General features: G+C 61.4%; 15 protein-coding genes. 11 read left to right on the top strand and 4 right to left on the bottom strand.

Annotation, left to right across the window (positions count from 1 at the left end):
- Window positions 1–431 precede the first annotated feature (431 nt).
- The 8 genes from WA904_RS22410 (at window position 432) to arfB (ending at window position 7,452) form a co-directional block, all read left to right on the top strand.
- A complete protein-coding gene (locus WA904_RS22410; RefSeq protein ID WP_425199334.1) occupies window positions 432–1,115 on the top strand; it encodes a TetR/AcrR family transcriptional regulator in 684 nt (227 codons plus the stop codon).
- A gap of 115 nt (window positions 1,116–1,230) precedes the next feature.
- Window positions 1,231–1,767 (top strand): TRAP transporter small permease, encoded by a 537-nt coding sequence (locus WA904_RS22405; RefSeq protein ID WP_425199333.1) that lies wholly within the window; start codon window positions 1,231–1,233, stop codon window positions 1,765–1,767.
- Between the two features lie 17 nt (window positions 1,768–1,784).
- The gene (locus WA904_RS22400; protein WP_425199332.1) at window positions 1,785–3,065 is read left to right on the top strand and encodes a TRAP transporter large permease subunit; all 1,281 of its coding nucleotides are present in this window, start codon (window positions 1,785–1,787) and stop codon (window positions 3,063–3,065) included.
- A 124-nt stretch (window positions 3,066–3,189) separates the two neighbouring features.
- Window positions 3,190–4,197: a TRAP transporter substrate-binding protein gene (locus WA904_RS22395; protein WP_425199331.1), complete on the top strand. Its 1,008-nt coding sequence runs from the start codon at window positions 3,190–3,192 to the stop codon at window positions 4,195–4,197.
- A gap of 140 nt (window positions 4,198–4,337) precedes the next feature.
- Window positions 4,338–5,171 carry a shikimate dehydrogenase family protein gene (locus tag WA904_RS22390; protein ID WP_425199330.1) on the top strand — a complete coding sequence of 278 codons (834 nt, stop codon included), beginning with the start codon at window positions 4,338–4,340 and terminating at the stop codon, window positions 5,169–5,171.
- A gap of 54 nt (window positions 5,172–5,225) precedes the next feature.
- Entirely contained in the window at window positions 5,226–6,137 is a 912-nt protein-coding gene (locus WA904_RS22385) for a 4-hydroxyphenylpyruvate dioxygenase (RefSeq protein ID WP_425199329.1), read from the top strand.
- A 5-nt stretch (window positions 6,138–6,142) separates the two neighbouring features.
- Window positions 6,143–7,048, top strand: a complete 906-nt coding sequence (locus WA904_RS22380) for a sugar phosphate isomerase/epimerase family protein (RefSeq protein WP_425199328.1) — start codon at window positions 6,143–6,145, stop codon at window positions 7,046–7,048.
- Window positions 7,045–7,452 (top strand): alternative ribosome rescue aminoacyl-tRNA hydrolase ArfB, encoded by a 408-nt coding sequence (arfB, locus tag WA904_RS22375; RefSeq protein ID WP_425199327.1) that lies wholly within the window; start codon window positions 7,045–7,047, stop codon window positions 7,450–7,452. The genes WA904_RS22380 and arfB overlap by 4 nt, the downstream gene beginning before the upstream one ends.
- Window positions 7,453–7,557: 105 nt before the next feature.
- On the opposite strand, the gene WA904_RS22370 is transcribed toward arfB, so the two are convergent.
- Window positions 7,558–7,875: a hypothetical protein gene (locus WA904_RS22370; protein ID WP_425199326.1), complete on the bottom strand. Its 318-nt coding sequence runs from the start codon at window positions 7,873–7,875 to the stop codon at window positions 7,558–7,560.
- Window positions 7,876–8,132: 257 nt separating this feature from the next.
- Here WA904_RS22370 and WA904_RS22365 point away from each other — a divergent pair, with 257 nt between their 5' ends.
- The 3 genes from WA904_RS22365 to WA904_RS22355 all read left to right on the top strand — a co-directional run bounded on the left by WA904_RS22365 (window position 8,133) and on the right by WA904_RS22355 (window position 10,294).
- Complete coding sequence (locus WA904_RS22365; RefSeq protein ID WP_425199325.1) at window positions 8,133–8,903, top strand: transglutaminase-like domain-containing protein; 771 nt, start codon at window positions 8,133–8,135, stop codon at window positions 8,901–8,903.
- 302 nt (window positions 8,904–9,205) lie between these two features.
- Window positions 9,206–9,604: a hypothetical protein gene (locus WA904_RS22360; RefSeq protein ID WP_425199324.1), complete on the top strand. Its 399-nt coding sequence runs from the start codon at window positions 9,206–9,208 to the stop codon at window positions 9,602–9,604.
- A gap of 33 nt (window positions 9,605–9,637) precedes the next feature.
- Complete coding sequence (locus WA904_RS22355) at window positions 9,638–10,294, top strand: alpha/beta hydrolase (protein WP_425199323.1); 657 nt, start codon at window positions 9,638–9,640, stop codon at window positions 10,292–10,294.
- 902 nt (window positions 10,295–11,196) lie between these two features.
- Here the strand turns inward: WA904_RS22355 and WA904_RS22350 are convergent.
- From WA904_RS22350 to gcvP, 3 genes are all read right to left on the bottom strand, one after another.
- The gene (locus WA904_RS22350; protein WP_425199322.1) at window positions 11,197–12,411 is read right to left on the bottom strand and encodes a hypothetical protein; all 1,215 of its coding nucleotides are present in this window, start codon (window positions 12,409–12,411) and stop codon (window positions 11,197–11,199) included.
- Window positions 12,412–12,542: 131 nt separating this feature from the next.
- Window positions 12,543–13,298, bottom strand: coding sequence for a sulfite exporter TauE/SafE family protein (locus WA904_RS22345; protein ID WP_425199321.1), 756 nt, complete (start codon window positions 13,296–13,298; stop codon window positions 12,543–12,545).
- 111 nt (window positions 13,299–13,409) lie between these two features.
- Entirely contained in the window at window positions 13,410–16,307 is a 2,898-nt protein-coding gene (gene gcvP / locus WA904_RS22340) for an aminomethyl-transferring glycine dehydrogenase (protein WP_425199320.1), read from the bottom strand.
- Between the last annotated feature and the right edge of the window lie 39 nt (window positions 16,308–16,346).

Raw genomic sequence — 16,346 nt, 5'->3', positions numbered from 1 at the left:
TCGCGCAGGGCGCGCATCAGCAGCGTCAGCACCACGGCCGCCAGCAGGCAGCGCACACCGGCCAGCAGCCACGGGCCGAAGACCGGGCTGGCGATGCGCAGCAGCGGGAAGGAGCCGCCCCAGAGGGCGGACAGTGCGATGAGCTGGAGGAAGTGTCGGGTGTGCATGGAGCCCGGTCATTGTGCGCGATCCGGCAGCAGGCCGCAGGGCTGTCAGTGGCCCGCTGCTGCCGGAGTGAGGAGTGAAATCGGCGTCCAGCCCATAAGGGGTGGGCGCAAGCAGCTATCGAATAAGTAGCGCCTGTGGTGCGGCCCAGTCTGCCGTGCAAGCCTTGCTGCCCGCAGTCGGGGCAGCTCCTCCGATGGGGTGGAGCCATCGGCCGCTGTTGCAAACAGTCGCGCAGCGGGCCCTGCCGACCCTATACTCGCAAAATGAACCAGGCAGTACATTTCGCGCAAACTGCAAAACCGGCGGGCAAGGCCGTGCAGCGGGAAACCACACGCACCAATGACCCGGTGCGGACCATGGCGGAGATTCTCGAAGTGGCAACCACGGAGTTCGCCAACAAGGGGCTGAGCGGTGCACGCATCGACGAGATTGCGGCCGCCACGCGCACCAGCAAGCGCATGATCTATTACTACTTCGGCAGCAAGGACGGCCTGTACATCGCGGTGCTGGAGGAAGCCTACCGCCGCATGCGCGCCATCGAAGGCGAGCTGCACCTGGAAGACCTGCCGCCCGAGGACGCGCTGCGCCGGCTGGTGAGTTTCACCTTCGACCACCACCATGACAACCAGGATTACATCCGGCTGGTGATGAACGAAAACATGGAGCGCGGGGCCTACCTCGCGCAGAGCAAGAGCATCCAGGAGCTGAATGTGCCGGCCATCCAGGCCATTCGCCAGCTCTACGACCGCGGCGTGGCCACCAAGGTGTTCCGGCCCGGCCTGGACCCGATCGACATCCACGCCTCGATCTCGGCACTGTCGTTTTTCAACGTGTCCAACCAGCACACTTTCGACCTGATCTTCAAGCGGGACGGCCAGTCCCCACAGGCCCTTTCCGCCCGCCGCGAAAACATCGTCGAGATGGTCGTGCGTTTCGTGCGCGCCTGATCCGCTTCCTTTTGCTGAGCCCCGCCTGCGTGCGGGTAACTACCGATTCTTGGAAACTAACTAGTTCGTACATTATGGATTGATGGCGCCATTCGCAGCGCCAGCAGGAGACAACATGGTTCGGAAAATCATTCACAGGTACTGCCGGTTTTTGTCCTGGCTGATGGCCGCCAGCCTGGCCGTGATGGTGGTGCTGGTCTTCACCAACGTGGTGTTGCGCTATGCCTTCAACTCCGGCATCGCCGTATCTGAAGAACTGTCGCGCTGGCTGTTTGTCTGGCTGACCTTTCTGGGCGCCATCGTGGCGCTCAACGAACGCGCCCACCTGGGCACCGACACGCTGGTGGCCCGCCTGCCTGTGCTTGGCAAGAAAATCTGCCTGGGCCTGGGCCATGTGCTCATGCTGTTCATCTGCTGGCTGCTTTTCAAGGGAACGCTGGACCAGGTGAAGATCAACTGGGACTCCACCAGCGCGGCGATGGAAGTGTCCATGGCGCTGTTCTATGGCTGCGGCCTGGTGTTTGCGGTCTCCGGTGCGGTGATCCTGCTCAGCGATTTGTGGCGGCTTCTCACGGGACAACTGGCTGACAGTGAACTGGTCGGCGTCCGCGAGTCGGAAGACGTGCCGCATGCCCCTTCAACACCTGGCTAGCCAGCAAGAGTGACCGCATGACCATCGCCATCTTCCTGGGTTCCCTGCTCGCCGCCATGGCACTGGGCATTCCCATTGCCTTTTCCCTGCTGCTGTGCGGCGCCGCGCTGATGTGGCACCTCGACATGTTCGACGCGCAGATCCTCGCGCAGAACGTCATCAACGGCGCCGACAGTTTTCCGCTGCTGGCCGTGCCGTTTTTCATGCTCGCCGGGGAGGTGATGAACGCGGGCGGCCTGTCGCGCCGCATCGTCAATTTCGCCTTGACGCTTGTGGGCCACATCAAGGGCGGCCTGGGTTATGTCGCCATCGTGGCGGCGGTGATGATGGCTGCGTTGTCCGGCTCGGCAGTGGCCGATGCGGCAGCGCTGTCTGCGCTGCTGCTGCCCATGATGGTGGCGGCCGGGCACGACAAGGCACGCTCCGCCGGCCTGCTGGCGTCGGCCAGCATCATTGCGCCCATCATTCCGCCCAGCATTGGCTTCGTGATCTTCGGGGTGGCCGCGAACGTGTCGATCTCCAGGCTGTTCATGGCCGGTATCGCACCCGGCATCATGCTTGCGGCGGCGTTATGGGCCACCTGGTGGTACGTCGCACGCAAGGAAAACGTGGCTGTACCGCCGCGCAAGTCACGCGCCGAAGTCATCGCTGCATTCAGGGACGCCACCTTTGCGCTGGTGCTGCCGGTGATCGTGGTGGTCGGTCTCAAGTTCGGCGTGTTCACGCCCACCGAAGCGGCCGTGGTTGCCGCGGTGTATGCGCTGCTGATCTCGACGGTGGTCTACAAGGAACTCAAGCTCAGCCAGCTGTACGGCCTGTTCCTGGCCGCAGCCAAGACCACCGCGGTGATCATGTTCCTGGTGGCGGCGGCCATGGTGTCGGCCTGGCTGATCACGGTGGCACAGTTGCCGGCGCAAGTGGTGACGCTGCTGCAGCCGCTGCTGGACAGTCCCAAGCTGCTGATGATGGCCATCATGCTGCTGGTGATGGTGGTGGGCACGGCGATGGACATGACGCCGACCATCCTGATCCTGACGCCGGTGCTGATGCCCATTGTGAAGGCCGCGGGTATCGACCCGGTTTACTTCGGCGTGCTGTTCATCATCAACAACGCCATCGGCCTGATTACGCCGCCGGTAGGCACGGTGCTCAACACCGTTGCCGGTGTGGGCAAGGTCAGCATGGACGAGGTGACCCGGGGCGTCTGGCCTTTCATGGTGGCCCAGTTTTCGATCATGTTCCTGATGGTGCTGTTTCCGCAGATTGTCATGGTGCCGGCCCGCTGGTTTTATGGCTGAACATGTTGCCCCAAGCCCGTCGCTTGATGTGCCGGGCGTGATTTCCATAGTGCAGGGCGCGTCTGGTACGCCGCGGCCTGCACCCCAAGCGTTTGCGTACTTCGAATTTTTCAAGGAGACAACAATGAAACGTCTGATGATCAAAACCCTTGTGGCTGCTGCCGCCCTGGCGACCTTCGGCCTGGCCACGGCGCAGGACATCAAGGAGCACACGATCAAGTTTGCCCACCAGAATCCCAAGGGCCATCCCATCGTGATGGGCATGGAGAAGTTCGCCGAAATCGTCGCTGCCAAATCGGGCGGCAAGATCAAGGTCAACCTGTTTCCTGGCGGCGTGCTGGGCGGCGATGCCCCCAACGTGTCGGGGCTGCAGGGCGGCACCATCGAGATGGTGGTCCTCAACTCCGGCATCATGGCCAGCCAGGTCAAGGAGTTCGCGATTTACGACTTCCCCTTCCTGTTCGCCAACGCGAAGGAAGCCGACGCCGTGGTGGACGGCCCCTTCGGCAAGAAGCTGCATGACAAGCTGCAGGAAAAGGGCATTGTGGGCCTGGCCTATTGGGAGCTTGGCTTTCGCAACATGACCAACAGCAAGCGCGCCATCAACAAGGTGGAAGACCTGGCCGGCCTGAAGATCCGCGTGATCCCTAACCCCATCAACCTGGACTGGGTCAAGGCGCTGGATGCCAACCCCACACCCATGGCTTTCCCCGAGGTGTACGCCGCCCTGGAATCGAAGGCATTGGACGGACAGGAAAACCCGCTGAACACCATCCTGGCCAACAAGTTTGCCGAGGTTCAGAAACACCTGACCCTGACCAACCACGTGTACAACCCGCAGTCGGTCATTGTCAGCAAGAAGTTCTGGGACACGCTGACCAACGACGAGAAAAAACTGCTGGCTGACGCCGCTGTCGAAGCCGGCAAATACCAGCGCCAGACCGCACGCGATGCCGCCGGCGCCACGCTCGAGGCACTGAAGAAGGCTGGCATGCAGGTCACCGAACTTTCGCCCGCCGAAATGGCCAAGCTGCGCGAGAAGATGAAGCCGGTGATTGCCAAGTACTCCTCCGGCGTGGGCGAGTCCACGGTCAATGAACTGATGGCCGAGCTGGCCAAATTGCGCAAGTAATTGAGCCCCGTCCCCGGGGGGCTCCCCCGGGGCGCCATGTCTTTTCCCCGTCGCCTTACTTTTCTGATTTGCATGAACAGCAACCTGATCCCTGTCGCCGGCAGCCATGCCCAGCGCGCTGCTTCCCTGGGGAGGCGGCCATGATCCGCGGCACCACCACCTTGATTGCCCACCTCGGCTACCCGACGGAGGCTTTCAAGGCGCCGATGATTTACAACCCCTGGTTCGAGCAGGCCGGCATCGATGCCGTGGTCATGCCCATGGGCGTCAAGCCCGAGGACTATGCGCAGGTTCTTAAAAGCCTGTTCAAGCTCACCAACATCCGCGGGGCGCTGATCACCATGCCGCACAAGGTGAGTACCCTGGCCCTGCTGGACGAGTGCACACCGGCGGTGGAAATTGCCGGTGCCTGCAACGCCATCCTGCGCCGCCCGGACGGCAGCCTGCTGGGCGACATGTTCGACGGCGCCGGTTTTGTGCGCGGCGTGCAGCGCAAGGGCCTGCAGCTGGCAGGTGCCCGTGTGCTGGTGGTGGGCAGCGGCGGCGTGGGCTCGGCGATTGCTGCCTCGCTGGCTGCGGCCGGCGTGGGCGCCATGGGCCTGTACGACGTGCATCCGGCTTCTGCCGAAGCCCTGGGCGCCCGCCTGCGCAAGCATTACCCGGCGCTGCAGGTCGGCACCGGCAGCAAGGACCCGGCCGGTTATGACCTGGTCGTCAATGCCACGCCCCTGGGCATGAACGAGAGCGACCCGCTGCCGGTGGATGTCGCGCGCATGGCGCCGTCGACCTTTGCCGGCGAGGTGGTGATGAAAAAAGAGATGACGGCCTTCCTGCGCGCCGCCCAGGCGCGCGGCTGCGAAGTGCAGGTGGGCTCGGACATGCTGTTCGAACAGATTCCGGCTTACCTCGAATTTTTTGGTTTCGGCACCGCCACGCCCGATGCCTTGCGCTCGGTGGCCCGCCTCAGCTATTGACCGCAACGCGGCCGATCTGCCATTCCCTGAATCATTCCTGAACGGAGAGACTTCATGAACACCTTGAGCCCGTCCCAGCTTGCTGACCGCGAATCGATTGCAGAGGCTGCCAATCCGCTCGGGCTGGACGGCATCGAATTCATCGAGTACAGCACCACGCGTCCGCAGGCGCTGGGCCAGGTGCTGGAGATGATGGGTTTTCGCCCGGTCGCCCGGCACCGGTCGCGGGAGGTGCTGCTGTACCGGCAGGGTGCCATCAATGTGATTGTCAACGCCCATCTCCCCGCCGCGCCTGACGCCGGTACCTTGGCGCCGGAAGGCAAACCCGTGCTGGCTGCCGTGGCGCTGCGCGTGCGGGATGCCGCAGCCGCCTACCGCCGTGCGCTGGACCGTGGTGCCTGGGCCGTGCCTTCGCGCGTGGAGGTGATGGAGCTCAACATTCCCGCGATCCACGGGGTGGGCACCAGCCGCATCTATTTCGTCGACCGCCATGACAAGTTTTCCATCTACGACGTGGACTTCGTGCCGATCCCCGGGGTGGACCCGCAGCCGCCGGCCATTGCAGGCCTGCATTTCTTCGGCGTGGTGCAATACATCGGCAACGACCGCACGGAAGACTGGACGGAGTTTTACCGCGAGCTGTTCGGCTTCAGCGAGTTGCCGGCCGAGCAGCGCTTTGGCATCCTGCCCAAGGGGTGCATCCTGCAGAGCCCGTGCCCGCCGGCTTCGCGTTTTTACATCCAGCTGATCGAGCCCGAAGCCGGTGTGCTGGACGTGGAGGACGACGAAGCCCTGCAACGCATCGGCCTGGGCACAGCCGACGTGCTGGCGACGGTGGCCGAACTCGGCAAGCGAGGCGTGGAGTTTGTCGAGTCGCGCGGCGTGCATACCGAAGACCGCGGCGCGCTCACCAAAACCTGGCTGGGCGGCGTGAGCTTCGAGTTGGTGCACGACGAGCGCAGGTGAGCAGCATGAGCCACTACAGCGGAAACATCGACGATTTCGGGATGGACACCATCTCGCTGGCCGGCCCGCTCGAAGCCAAGCTGCAGGCTGTGCGCGACGCTGGTTTTACCCAGATCATGCTGGCCGCCAGGGACTTGGTGGGCCACCCCGACGGGCTGGAAGCGGCCGTGGCGGCGGTGCGTGCCAGCGGGCTGCGCGTCACGGGCTTCCAGGTGCTGCGCGACTTCGAGGGCCTGTCGGGCCACCTGCATGACTACAAGGTGGACATCGCCAAGTCCATGCTGGAGATGTGCCATCTGCTCGGCTGCCGGCTGCTACTGATCTGCTCGTCCACCTCGGTACATGCCACTGGCGAGACGCAGGCACTGGTCAAGGACTTGCGCAAGCTTGCCATGCTTGCCATTCCGATGAACATCCGCATCGCCTACGAAGCGTTGTCCTGGGGCCGCACCGTCAATGAATTTCCGCAGGCCTGGGACATCATCAACCAGGCCGACATGCCCAACCTCGGTCTGGGTTTTGATTCCTTCCACATGTTCGCGACCAGTACTCCGCTCGACGAGATCGAGCTGCTGGACCCCGAGAAAATATTCCTGGTGCAGCTGGCCGACTTCATGTGGACTGAGATCAAATCGGTGGAAGAACGCATTGCCACCGCACGGCATTTCCGCGTGTTCCCCGGCGAAGGCGTGCACAGCGAAGCCCTTGCCGCACTGGTGGCGCGCCTGCACAGCCTCGGTTACAGGGGCGACTACAGCTTCGAGGTGTTCAACGACGACTACCAGCAACTGCCGCTGCCCACCGTGGCCCAGCGTGCCTGGCGCTCGGCCCTGTGGCTGGGCGAGGATGTGCTGCGCCGCTCTGTGCCCCTGCCCAACCAGATACGGCTCAAACGTAGAATGGGCCGGTGACGCCACTTGAAATCAACGAAGCAGAAGTCGAGATCAGCGCCATCCGTGCGCAGGGTGCGGGCGGGCAAAACGTCAACAAGGTTTCCAGCGCCGTCCACCTGCGCTTCGACATTACAGCCTCTTCGCTGCCCGACGATGTGAAGGAGCGGCTGCTGGCCCTGCGCGACAGCCGCATTACGCAGGAAGGCGTGCTGGTGCTCAAGGCCCAGCAACACCGCAGCCAGGAAATGAACCGCGCCGATGCATTGGCCCGGCTCAATGAAATCGTCAACAGCGTCGCCGTGCCGCCGCGCGTGCGCCGCGCGACCAAGCCGACCTATGGCTCCAGGCAGCGGCGCCTGGCGGGAAAAAGCCAGCGTTCGGAGATCAAGGCCACCCGGGGCAAGGGCGGGGTCAAGGAGTAGCTTGCGAAGGCGCGTCTCGGTGGAGAACTCAGGCCTCAGCGCCGCGTTTTTTCGCACGCAGGAGCTGCGAAGGGCGAACCGCATGCCCTCTTGCAGAAACCTCAGTCATTCTTCAGGTCGGGCTCCACTCGTCAATCCAGCCAGACCCCAGGAGATACCCCACGCAACCAACAACCAAACAGCCACCAGAAATGCCCAGCCGAATCCAGTGGGCGGGCACCAGCCCCAGCCGCACAGGCCGTTGTTCTGCAATAAACCAGGCACACCAAGGCTGTGAAAAAGGTAGATGGACAGCATGGGAACCAGAAGCAAGACCCCAACAGGCGAATCCAGATAGGTCGGCCAGAAAAATCCGGGAGCCAGCAAAAGGCCATAGACGGCCAGGATGAGCCCGAGGATTTTGAGTGTTCTTGGTTTTTGCATGGGTGGCGTGCTGTGAAGGTTAATGCGGCATTGTCTTCCTGTGCTCTCCCAAGGCAGCTTTTTTTAAATGCGGCGGCCAGAAATTCCACTGGCCAAGGCGCAGAAGTTTCCCGGTGAGCTTCAAGTTCTACGCAGGGATAGCCTGAAGCCTTCGCAGTCAGCGAACTCGCATCCACCTGAATGGAGCGGAGCCGGAATTTGCCGCAGCCTGCGCCTGGGGGTACGATGCGTGAATTGTTCACTCCGTCGGTGGTTCCATGGAGTCACTTGCCGCACAATTCGATTCGCCCCGCCGGCTGCATAAAAGAGCCAGTGAGCGGCCGCAGGACTGGCTTGGCACCACACCGCTGCTGGACCTGGACGACCCCAAGCTGCGCCTGAAAGCTCGCTCGCTTGTCCAGCTGTGCCGCACCGATCGTGACAAGGCACTGGCCATCTATGGCTTCGTCAAGCGCCTGCCTTATACCAAGCGAATCAAGCTGGCCTACCCGACGGCTCGCGACGTGCTCGAGGCGCGGGGGGGCGACGGCGACGACAAGGCGACGCTGCTGATCGCACTGATGCGTTCTGCCGGTATCCCGGCGCGATTGCGCTACATGGAGATGCGCGGCGAGATGCTGCGCGGCCTGATCCCCAGAGCCACGCCGGCGGCGCGCCCGCTGGCGGAATTCTGGCTGGGCCGTTGGGTGCGCACCGACACCTACATCTTCGATGGCGAATACGTGGCTGCCGCCCTCAAACGCATGAAGGCGGATGGCTGGGTGTGCGGCTGGGGCATTCACATCAATGCCCAACTTCTGTGGGACGGGAAGAACGACGCTTTCCTCGGCGGTCTGCCTACCGACCAGGACCCCATGCTCACGCGACTGTTGTGCGTGGTGAGCGATCCCCTGGAACTCGTGTCGGCGTCCCTGCGGGGCAACGGGCTGCGTTACCGTCGATCGCTGCGGGCGTTGCAATGGAACATGCTGGCGCCCACCATGATGCGGGCCATTCGCGAGCTACGGGCTGGCTTCCGTTCCGATTGAGATGCGCTGCGCCTAAGGAAGCGCTGAATAAGTCCTTGCGGAAGTGCGGCAGCCGGATCGGGATGGGATGCAAGGCGGATTTCGCAGTCAATAGCTGGCTATTGGCAAGAAATTCAACGCGGCAGACCGCCCGAGCCCGGATGATCGCGCGCCGCAGGGGACTTGTTCAGCGCTTCCCTAACTTCAGTTTGTGGTGCCTCACGCACAAGTCCGCAAACAAGTCCGCAATGGCAAGTTCTGAGGTTCATCCTTCATCCAGCGATCCATGCCCTCAAGGCACAGAAGTTGCTCGCACTTCTCTCATGTTGCCCGCCCACCCCCTGCGCTACTTCGCCTCGCTGACCACGGGTAAAACCGTGCTCTGGTGTTACCTCATCTGGTACCTGGTCACGGTGGCTTACCACTTCGACCCGTCCCCAGCCATCTGGCTCAACTCTTTGGGCATCAGCGTCGTGATCGGCGTGGCCTTGCTCTTGAGCGTAGGAGCGGGCGGCAAGGGAAAAACAGATCGCTGGCAAACCTTTCGCCTTTTTCTCATGCCGTTTGGCGTGTCCAGCTTCTCATCCCTGATCAAGGGCCGCGGCTACATCCTCATCGTGCCGCCCCAGCTGGACGAGCAGCTCATGTCGGTGGGGCTGTGCGCTGCGTTTGTGTTGGGCGTGTTCACCCTCAAGCGCCTCCTGCCACAGCCCGCCACGTGAATGCCGGGCACAATGCCCGCAGGAGTTTTGCCCATGCTTGATCTGCCTCTTTCCTTTTTGCATCGTCCCGCAGATGCGGCAAGTGCTGCGTCCTGGCTGCTGGTGCTCATGCACGGCGTCGGCAGCGACGAAGAAGACCTGTTTGGCCTGGCGCCTTATGTACCGGCGCAGTTTCACGTCATCAGCCTGCGCGCCCCGTATGTCATGGGGCCCGGTGCTTACGGCTGGTTTGAGTTCACTGTCAATCGGGTGGGCGACCGCATCATTAACGAGCCGCAAGAGGCAGCCAGCCGCGCAACCGTTGCAAAGACCGTGGCCTCCGCCGCGCAGCAACTGGGCATCCCAACCGAGCGTGTGGTGGTCGGCGGCTTTAGCCAGGGCGGCATCATGTCGCTTTCGCTGCTGCTGACGCAACCCGCGCTGTTGACGGGGGCGATGGTGATGCACAGCCGCTTGCTGACACAGGTGGTGCCGCTGGTTGCGGCGAACGAGGCGCTGAAGGGGAAGCAACTGTGGCTTAGCCACGGCACGCATGACCAGGTGATTCCGCTGGTCAATGCGCATGCGATCAGGGAGTTGGTGGAGACGCTGCCGATTGAGTTGAGTTACTCGGAGTATCCGAGTGCGCATGAACTGATTCAGCAGGAGTTGGTAGAGGCGATGGAGTGGTTGCAGCGCTTGACCGTCTAGGGATCATCTCGGACTTGATTCGGGATTCATAGTTTTCTCAGCTTCTTGTCCTCCGACGCTCTTTTCCCCTCCGGTATCTACTACCAAACTGTCGGAGGTCAAACCTCTCGACGCATTTGATCGGCAGTTTATTCAAGCATCTGACGCAGCTATGCGAACGATTACGTGAGCGATCAATGTCCCGAGGCCTATGAAGTTGAAGAGGATGATGAGCCATCCTAGAGTGAATAACCCCCATCCAGTTGAAAAAAGCCACAAAAGAGTGGTGAAACTCCTTCCAAACGGGTTTGCCGTTGCGATCAAAAGAAGGAATACACCAACTGTCAAAAACATGCCAAATACGCGAGTTGGGCTATCGGGGGATGCGAGGAACCAGCCTCGCCGATGACCTCGTACGCAGAGCAGTACGGTAACGGCCGTTAACACCGGGCCCATAGCCCAAATAGCACTGAGTGCAAAGCGGAACCAGACAGGATCACTGGAGTAACGCGCCATTCGTTGAATCATCGGGACCTGACCCATTATTGCGGCTACCAGTACTTGGGCTTCCAAGCTATGTGCCCAAGCCTGCGCTGCCCATCCCACCGGCGGGACAGTAAATATCCAGAGCACAAGCAGGAACGCACCGATAGGATGTTCCGTAGCGAACTCACTGACCCACTTCACCACTGAGTTTCTGCCGTCGTCGGACTTTGCGGATGGTTGCCAGGACTCGTATGAGGCCATTTGTTAGCTCCCCTTTTTTTACTCAAACCGCTCACTGCCAGCTTCACCGTAGAGACCGCCGACGAAAACGCTCGTCACGCGCCGCCTTCGGACGAAGTGGTTGTAATAGCTATTTCTCTCGTGAATCGTCGGCAGTTGACTTTGATGCAAGTGCGTTGCGACCGAGTTGAGACATGTCAGGCGCGTTCATTCGTGCTCGCTGCAACTACGGCTAAAAGCAAGTCGGTGGCATGTTGTACGACTGGCGCGGCCATTGCGTCTCGTTGCAATACGGGCATCGGACCTTCTCCAAAATACATCCCATCTGAACCCAAAAAGGTCATACGCATGCTCCCCGATTTCGGTGGAGGAAGCCTTGGCATCACTGTTGGGATAGTTTGCGCTAAAAACGGCTTTGAAGCGGTAAGCAATGCGTTTACCAAGGGGAGAAAGGATGCCATACCTTCTATCACAGCAAGCTTGCCAGATTGGTTGACATAGCGTACTCCACCTTCAGAATACGCTGCTAACGCGTCGAGTCCCCCGGACAGGGGAACCTCAACTATCGAACCCAGCAGGACCTTGGGCGGAACTGCTATTCCCAACCGTCTGAGACGGGAAAAGGCGAGGAACCGGATGCGCCCCTCTTGAGAATTGTCGAGAGCGAGCGCCTGCAACGCTGGTACGTCCGCAGCTTCTGAGAACAGTATTTTCTGCCAAGAGGTGCCAGGATTCCCCGATTGCGAACGGAACAAAGCGCCGTCATCGCAGAAGAGCATGTTGTAAATTGCGTTCGCGGCTTCGCTTGTATAAGGCGAATATGGCGGAGCGGCTGGGATGATGGATGGATCTGGCTGGGTATCGGGCGCAGATTTTCCATTTAATGGATAAGGGGCGGTTTTCATACCTTCGGAGAAGCCAGAAAGCGCAATGCCCGCTCCCCTTTTTACCTCCAAAACCTCTCGGCAGTCATGAATGAGGATCCCTGTAGCGATGGCGGCGCCAATTGCTGCATCAAGATGAGAGATGGGCGCGACTTCACAGTATTTCAGAAAGAATGCGGCCAGCCGATCGTGAGACTCTTTAAAGGTTAGTTCAGAGACTTTGGATGAGGCGTACTCTTCATTGATATTTTCCGCATCTATTTTTTGCCCTAACTGTTGCAATGTGACAAGCATTACGGTCTTCAGTTTTGGGCCCTGAGTAATTGCTTGTTCAGAGAAAACAGTTGCCCCTGGTTCTATGTTTGGATCAAGTCCAAAGCTCCTGTACATCAATGAACCCGCCAGCCTAGCTACGGAAGAAACCAATGTCTCTGCATGAAGCCCACGTTCAGTTGCAAGTAGTTTCCTCGCAGTCTCGTTAAAAAACTCTGCGGCTGAGATTGCTTTTTTTTGTCTGTCGTCACTCATGATGGTCGCTTTGCATAAATAAAGTAATGTGTGCCCATCGAGCTGCGGCATAGCTTGGCGCACGATTCTAGACCTCAGTCGCTAAGCGCCCATCCTTCGAATGGATGAGACTCTGGCGGCGTGGCGGCACCTCAACCCAACCGCCGCAACAACCCGGGCACCGAAGAAGCCAGCAAGGCCACTCCGGTACAAGTCAGCAGACTCAACACCAGCTTGCGAAAAGTCGCTTCGCTGATGCCGATGTACAGCCGGGCGCCCAGCAGCGAAGGAATCAGCAGCGCTGGCGCGACGATGGCGAGGTAGGGCAGGGTCGCGGTGGTGATGATGCCTGTGGCGAGGTAGCTGCCGAAGGTGACCAGCAGCATGGAGAGGTTGAAGTTTTGAACGATCGCGCGCTGGGCGTCTTTGTCCATGCCGCGCAGGGTGCACCATAGCGTGGGCAGCACGCCGGTGAACCCGCCCAAACCACCCATCACGCCGCCGGCTGCGCCTATCAGTCCGTCTGCAATGCGGCCACCGCGGGTGATGCGTGGTAGTTGCGTACTGAACAGCATGGCCGGGCACCAGATGACGAGTAGCGTGCCGAGGAAGGCCTTGAACACCATCACGTCCAGGCGGGGTAGCAATAGCAATCCGAGTGGCAGGCCCAGCAAGCCGCCTATGACAAAGGGTGCGAGCAATTTGAAATCAAAACCACGCCGCACCGTGACGGCGGCAATCACCTGCCCCGTCAGCGCGCCAAACACCGCCATCGCCGCCGCCAGCCGTGGGTCGATCGTCCATGCCCAGAAGGACATCGCCACCAGGCCAAAGCCAAAACCGGTAAGACCCTGCACAAAGCCCGCGGCAATGGCACCGGCGATGATGACCAGGGTTTGTGAATCCATGGGCGAGGGGTGTCAGTTCCTGATCACCGTTCACCGTTCACCGTTCACCCTGAGCTCGTCGAAGGGCTTCGACAAGCTCAGCCCGAACGGTAAAGTGGGAAGGTTGCACGCTCAAGCCGCGTAGTCGCTGACCGGCACGCAGCTGCAGAACAGGTTGCGGTCGCCGTAGACGTTGTCTACCCGGCCGACCGGCGGCCAGTACTTGACCTGCTTGAGTGTGGCCAGCGGAAAGGCGCCGGTTTCGCGCGAGTAGGGCCTGTCCCAATCCGCGCCCAGCAGGCTGGCTGCAGTGTGCGGCGCGTGTTTGAGCGGGTTGTTGTCCTGCGGCCAGGTGCCGGCCTCGACCTTGCGGATCTCTTCGCGGATGGCGATCATCGCGTTGATGAAGCGGTCCAGCTCGGCCAGTGTTTCGCTTTCGGTCGGTTCGACCATCAGGGTACCCGGCACGGGAAAGCTCAGGGTGGGCGCGTGGAAGCCGTAGTCCATCAGCCGCTTGGCCACGTCTTCGGCGCTGACGCCGCTGGTGTCCTTCAGTGGACGCAGGTCCAGGATGCACTCGTGTGCCACATGGCCGTTTTCGCTTGCGTACAGCGTCGGATAGTGGTCTTTCAGGCATGCACTGATGTAGTTGGCGCTGAGGATGGCAATCTCGGTGGCCTGCTGAAGGCCTTCGGGGCCCATCATGCGGCAGTACATCCAGCTGATCGGCAGCACTGATGCATTGCCAAGCGGTGCAGCTGAGATGGCTCCCACACCGTTGACTGGCAGACCTGCTGTCGCATGGCCCGGCAGATAGGGCACCAGGTCGGCCACGACGCAGACCGGGCCGACACCGGGGCCGCCGCCGCCGTGCGGAATGCAGAAGGTCTTGTGCAAATTGAGGTGGCTGACGTCGCCGCCGAACTCGCCGGGTGCTGCCACACCGACCAGCGCGTTCATGTTGGCGCCGTCGACATAGACGCGGCCGCCGTGCGAATGAACCAGGGCGCACAGCTCTTTCACCTGCGTTTCGAACACACCGTGTGTGCTGGGATAGGTGATCATCACGCAGGCCAGATTGGCGCTGTGTTTCTCGCACTTGGCTTTCAGGTCGACCATGTCGACATTGCCCTGGGCATCGCAGGCGGTGACAACGACTGTCAGGCCGGCCATCTGCGCGCTGGCCGGGTTGGTGCCGTGGGCGGATGATGGAATCAGGCAGATGTTGCGGTGGCCCTGGCCCTGCGCTTCATGGAAGGCCTTGATGACCAGCAGGCCGGCGTATTCGCCCTGCGAGCCGGCGTTGGGCTGCAGGCTGATGCCGGCGTAACCCGTGGCCTGGCACAGCCAGTCGCGCAACTGCCTGTCGAGCTCGGCATAGCCCTCGAGCTGGTCTTGCGGCGCAAACGGGTGGATGTTGGCAAACTCCGGCCAGGTGACGGGAATCATCTCGCTGGTGGCATTGAGTTTCATGGTGCAGCTGCCCAATGGGATCATGCTGCGGTCGAGTGCCAGGTCCTTGTCGCTGAGCATGCGGATGTAGCGCAGCATGCCGGTTTCGGAGTGATGCGTGTTGAACACCGGGTGCGTGAGGAAGGGCGTGGTGCGACGCAGATCCTCAGGGATCAGCGGTTCCACGCCTTTTTCGAAATCACTCAGGCGCGGCATGGGTTTGCCCGGCTTCACGAAGAAGGACCAGAGCATTTCCAGGTCTTCCCGCGTGGTGGTTTCGTCGAGCGACACACCCAGGTGATTATTCAAGCGGAATCGGAGGTTGGCCCCCGACTGGCGGGCGCGTTCAGCTATCGATTGTGTAGCATCTCCGGTTTTGATGGTGACCGAGTCGAAGGCGCTGGCGTTGGTGATTTCATAACCCATCTGCTGCATGCCACGCACAAAAATCGCAGTGTAGCTGGCCACGCGCCGGGCAATGCGCGTGAGACCCTGGGGGCCGTGGTAGACCGCATACATGCTGGCCAGCACGGCCGGCAGGACTTGCGCCGTACAGATATTGGAGGTGGCTTTTTCGCGGCGGATGTGCTGCTCGCGCGTCTGCAGCGCCAGGCGGTAGGTCGGGTTGCCATGCACATCGACACTGACGCCGACCAGCCGGCCGGGCAGGGAGCGTTTGAACTCGTCGCGGCAGGCAAGGTAGGCCGCATGCGGCCCGCCGTTGCCCATGGCCACACCGAAACGCTGGGTGTTGCCCAGCACGATGTCGGCGTCCCACTCGCCGGGAGGGGCCAGCAAGGTCAGCGCCAGCAGGTCGGCGGCCACGCACAGGGCAGCGCCATCCACATGGGCCTGGCCCGCCAGCGGACGCAGGTCATGAATGCTGCCGGTGGTGGCCGGGTACTGGGCCAGCACGCCGAAATAGTTGCCTTCGGCCATCAGCTGCGGCACGGTGATGGCAGCGGTGCTGACCCTGATTTCGATACCCAGCGGTTTGGCCCGGGTCTGGATCACTTCGATGGTTTGCGGGTGGCAGTCACCGGCTACGATGAAAACATTGCTTTTGCTTTTGACGCTGCGTTTGGCGAGGGTCATGGCTTCGGCGGCTGCGGTGGCTTCGTCGAGCATGGACGCATTGGCAATGGGCATGCCGGTCAGGTCGCAGACCATGGTCTGGAAGTTGACCAGCGCCTCCATGCGGCCCTGCGAAATTTCAGCCTGGTAGGGCGTATAGGCGGTGTACCAGGCGGGGTTCTCCAGGATGTTGCGCAGGATCACGCCGGGCGTGTGGGTGCCGTAATAACCTTGGCCAATGAAGCTCTTGAAGACCTTGTTCTTCGTGGCCATGGCTTTCAGTTCGGCCAGCGCCTGGGCTTCCGTGGCGGACGCCGGAATGGCCATGGCCTGGCTGCGCGCAATGCTGCGTGGCACGATGCCGTCGATGAGTGCGCGCCTGGACGCGGAGCCCACTGCGCTGAGCATGTGGGCCTCGTCGGCGTCGTCAATGCCGATGTGGCGGGCAATGAACTCGGACGTGTTTTCAAGCTCGCGCAGGGGTTTGGCAGTGGGCATCAGCATGGCGGGTTCCAGAATTCGTTCGCCCTGAGCTTGTCGAAG

Origin of the sequence: Polaromonas sp. (assembly GCF_049790275.1) — a bacterium.
GTDB lineage: Bacteria > Pseudomonadota > Gammaproteobacteria > Burkholderiales > Burkholderiaceae_C > Polaromonas.
Note: the sequence above shows the minus strand (reverse complement) of the source record. Positions and strands in the feature narration are given on the sequence as shown.

Coding starts and splice junctions, on each gene's coding strand:
- WA904_RS22410 (WP_425199334.1), top strand. CDS start 432: ATGAACCAGGCAGTACATTTCGCGCAAACTGCAAAACCGGCGGGCAAG.
- WA904_RS22405 (WP_425199333.1), top strand. CDS start 1,231: ATGGTTCGGAAAATCATTCACAGGTACTGCCGGTTTTTGTCCTGGCTG.
- WA904_RS22400 (WP_425199332.1), top strand. CDS start 1,785: ATGACCATCGCCATCTTCCTGGGTTCCCTGCTCGCCGCCATGGCACTG.
- WA904_RS22395 (WP_425199331.1), top strand. CDS start 3,190: ATGAAACGTCTGATGATCAAAACCCTTGTGGCTGCTGCCGCCCTGGCG.
- WA904_RS22390 (WP_425199330.1), top strand. CDS start 4,338: ATGATCCGCGGCACCACCACCTTGATTGCCCACCTCGGCTACCCGACG.
- WA904_RS22385 (WP_425199329.1), top strand. CDS start 5,226: ATGAACACCTTGAGCCCGTCCCAGCTTGCTGACCGCGAATCGATTGCA.
- WA904_RS22380 (WP_425199328.1), top strand. CDS start 6,143: ATGAGCCACTACAGCGGAAACATCGACGATTTCGGGATGGACACCATC.
- WA904_RS22370 (WP_425199326.1), bottom strand. CDS start 7,875: ATGCAAAAACCAAGAACACTCAAAATCCTCGGGCTCATCCTGGCCGTC.
- WA904_RS22365 (WP_425199325.1), top strand. CDS start 8,133: ATGGAGTCACTTGCCGCACAATTCGATTCGCCCCGCCGGCTGCATAAA.
- WA904_RS22360 (WP_425199324.1), top strand. CDS start 9,206: ATGTTGCCCGCCCACCCCCTGCGCTACTTCGCCTCGCTGACCACGGGT.
- WA904_RS22355 (WP_425199323.1), top strand. CDS start 9,638: ATGCTTGATCTGCCTCTTTCCTTTTTGCATCGTCCCGCAGATGCGGCA.
- WA904_RS22350 (WP_425199322.1), bottom strand. CDS start 12,411: ATGAGTGACGACAGACAAAAAAAAGCAATCTCAGCCGCAGAGTTTTTT.
- WA904_RS22345 (WP_425199321.1), bottom strand. CDS start 13,298: ATGGATTCACAAACCCTGGTCATCATCGCCGGTGCCATTGCCGCGGGC.
- gcvP (WP_425199320.1), bottom strand. CDS start 16,307: ATGCTGATGCCCACTGCCAAACCCCTGCGCGAGCTTGAAAACACGTCC.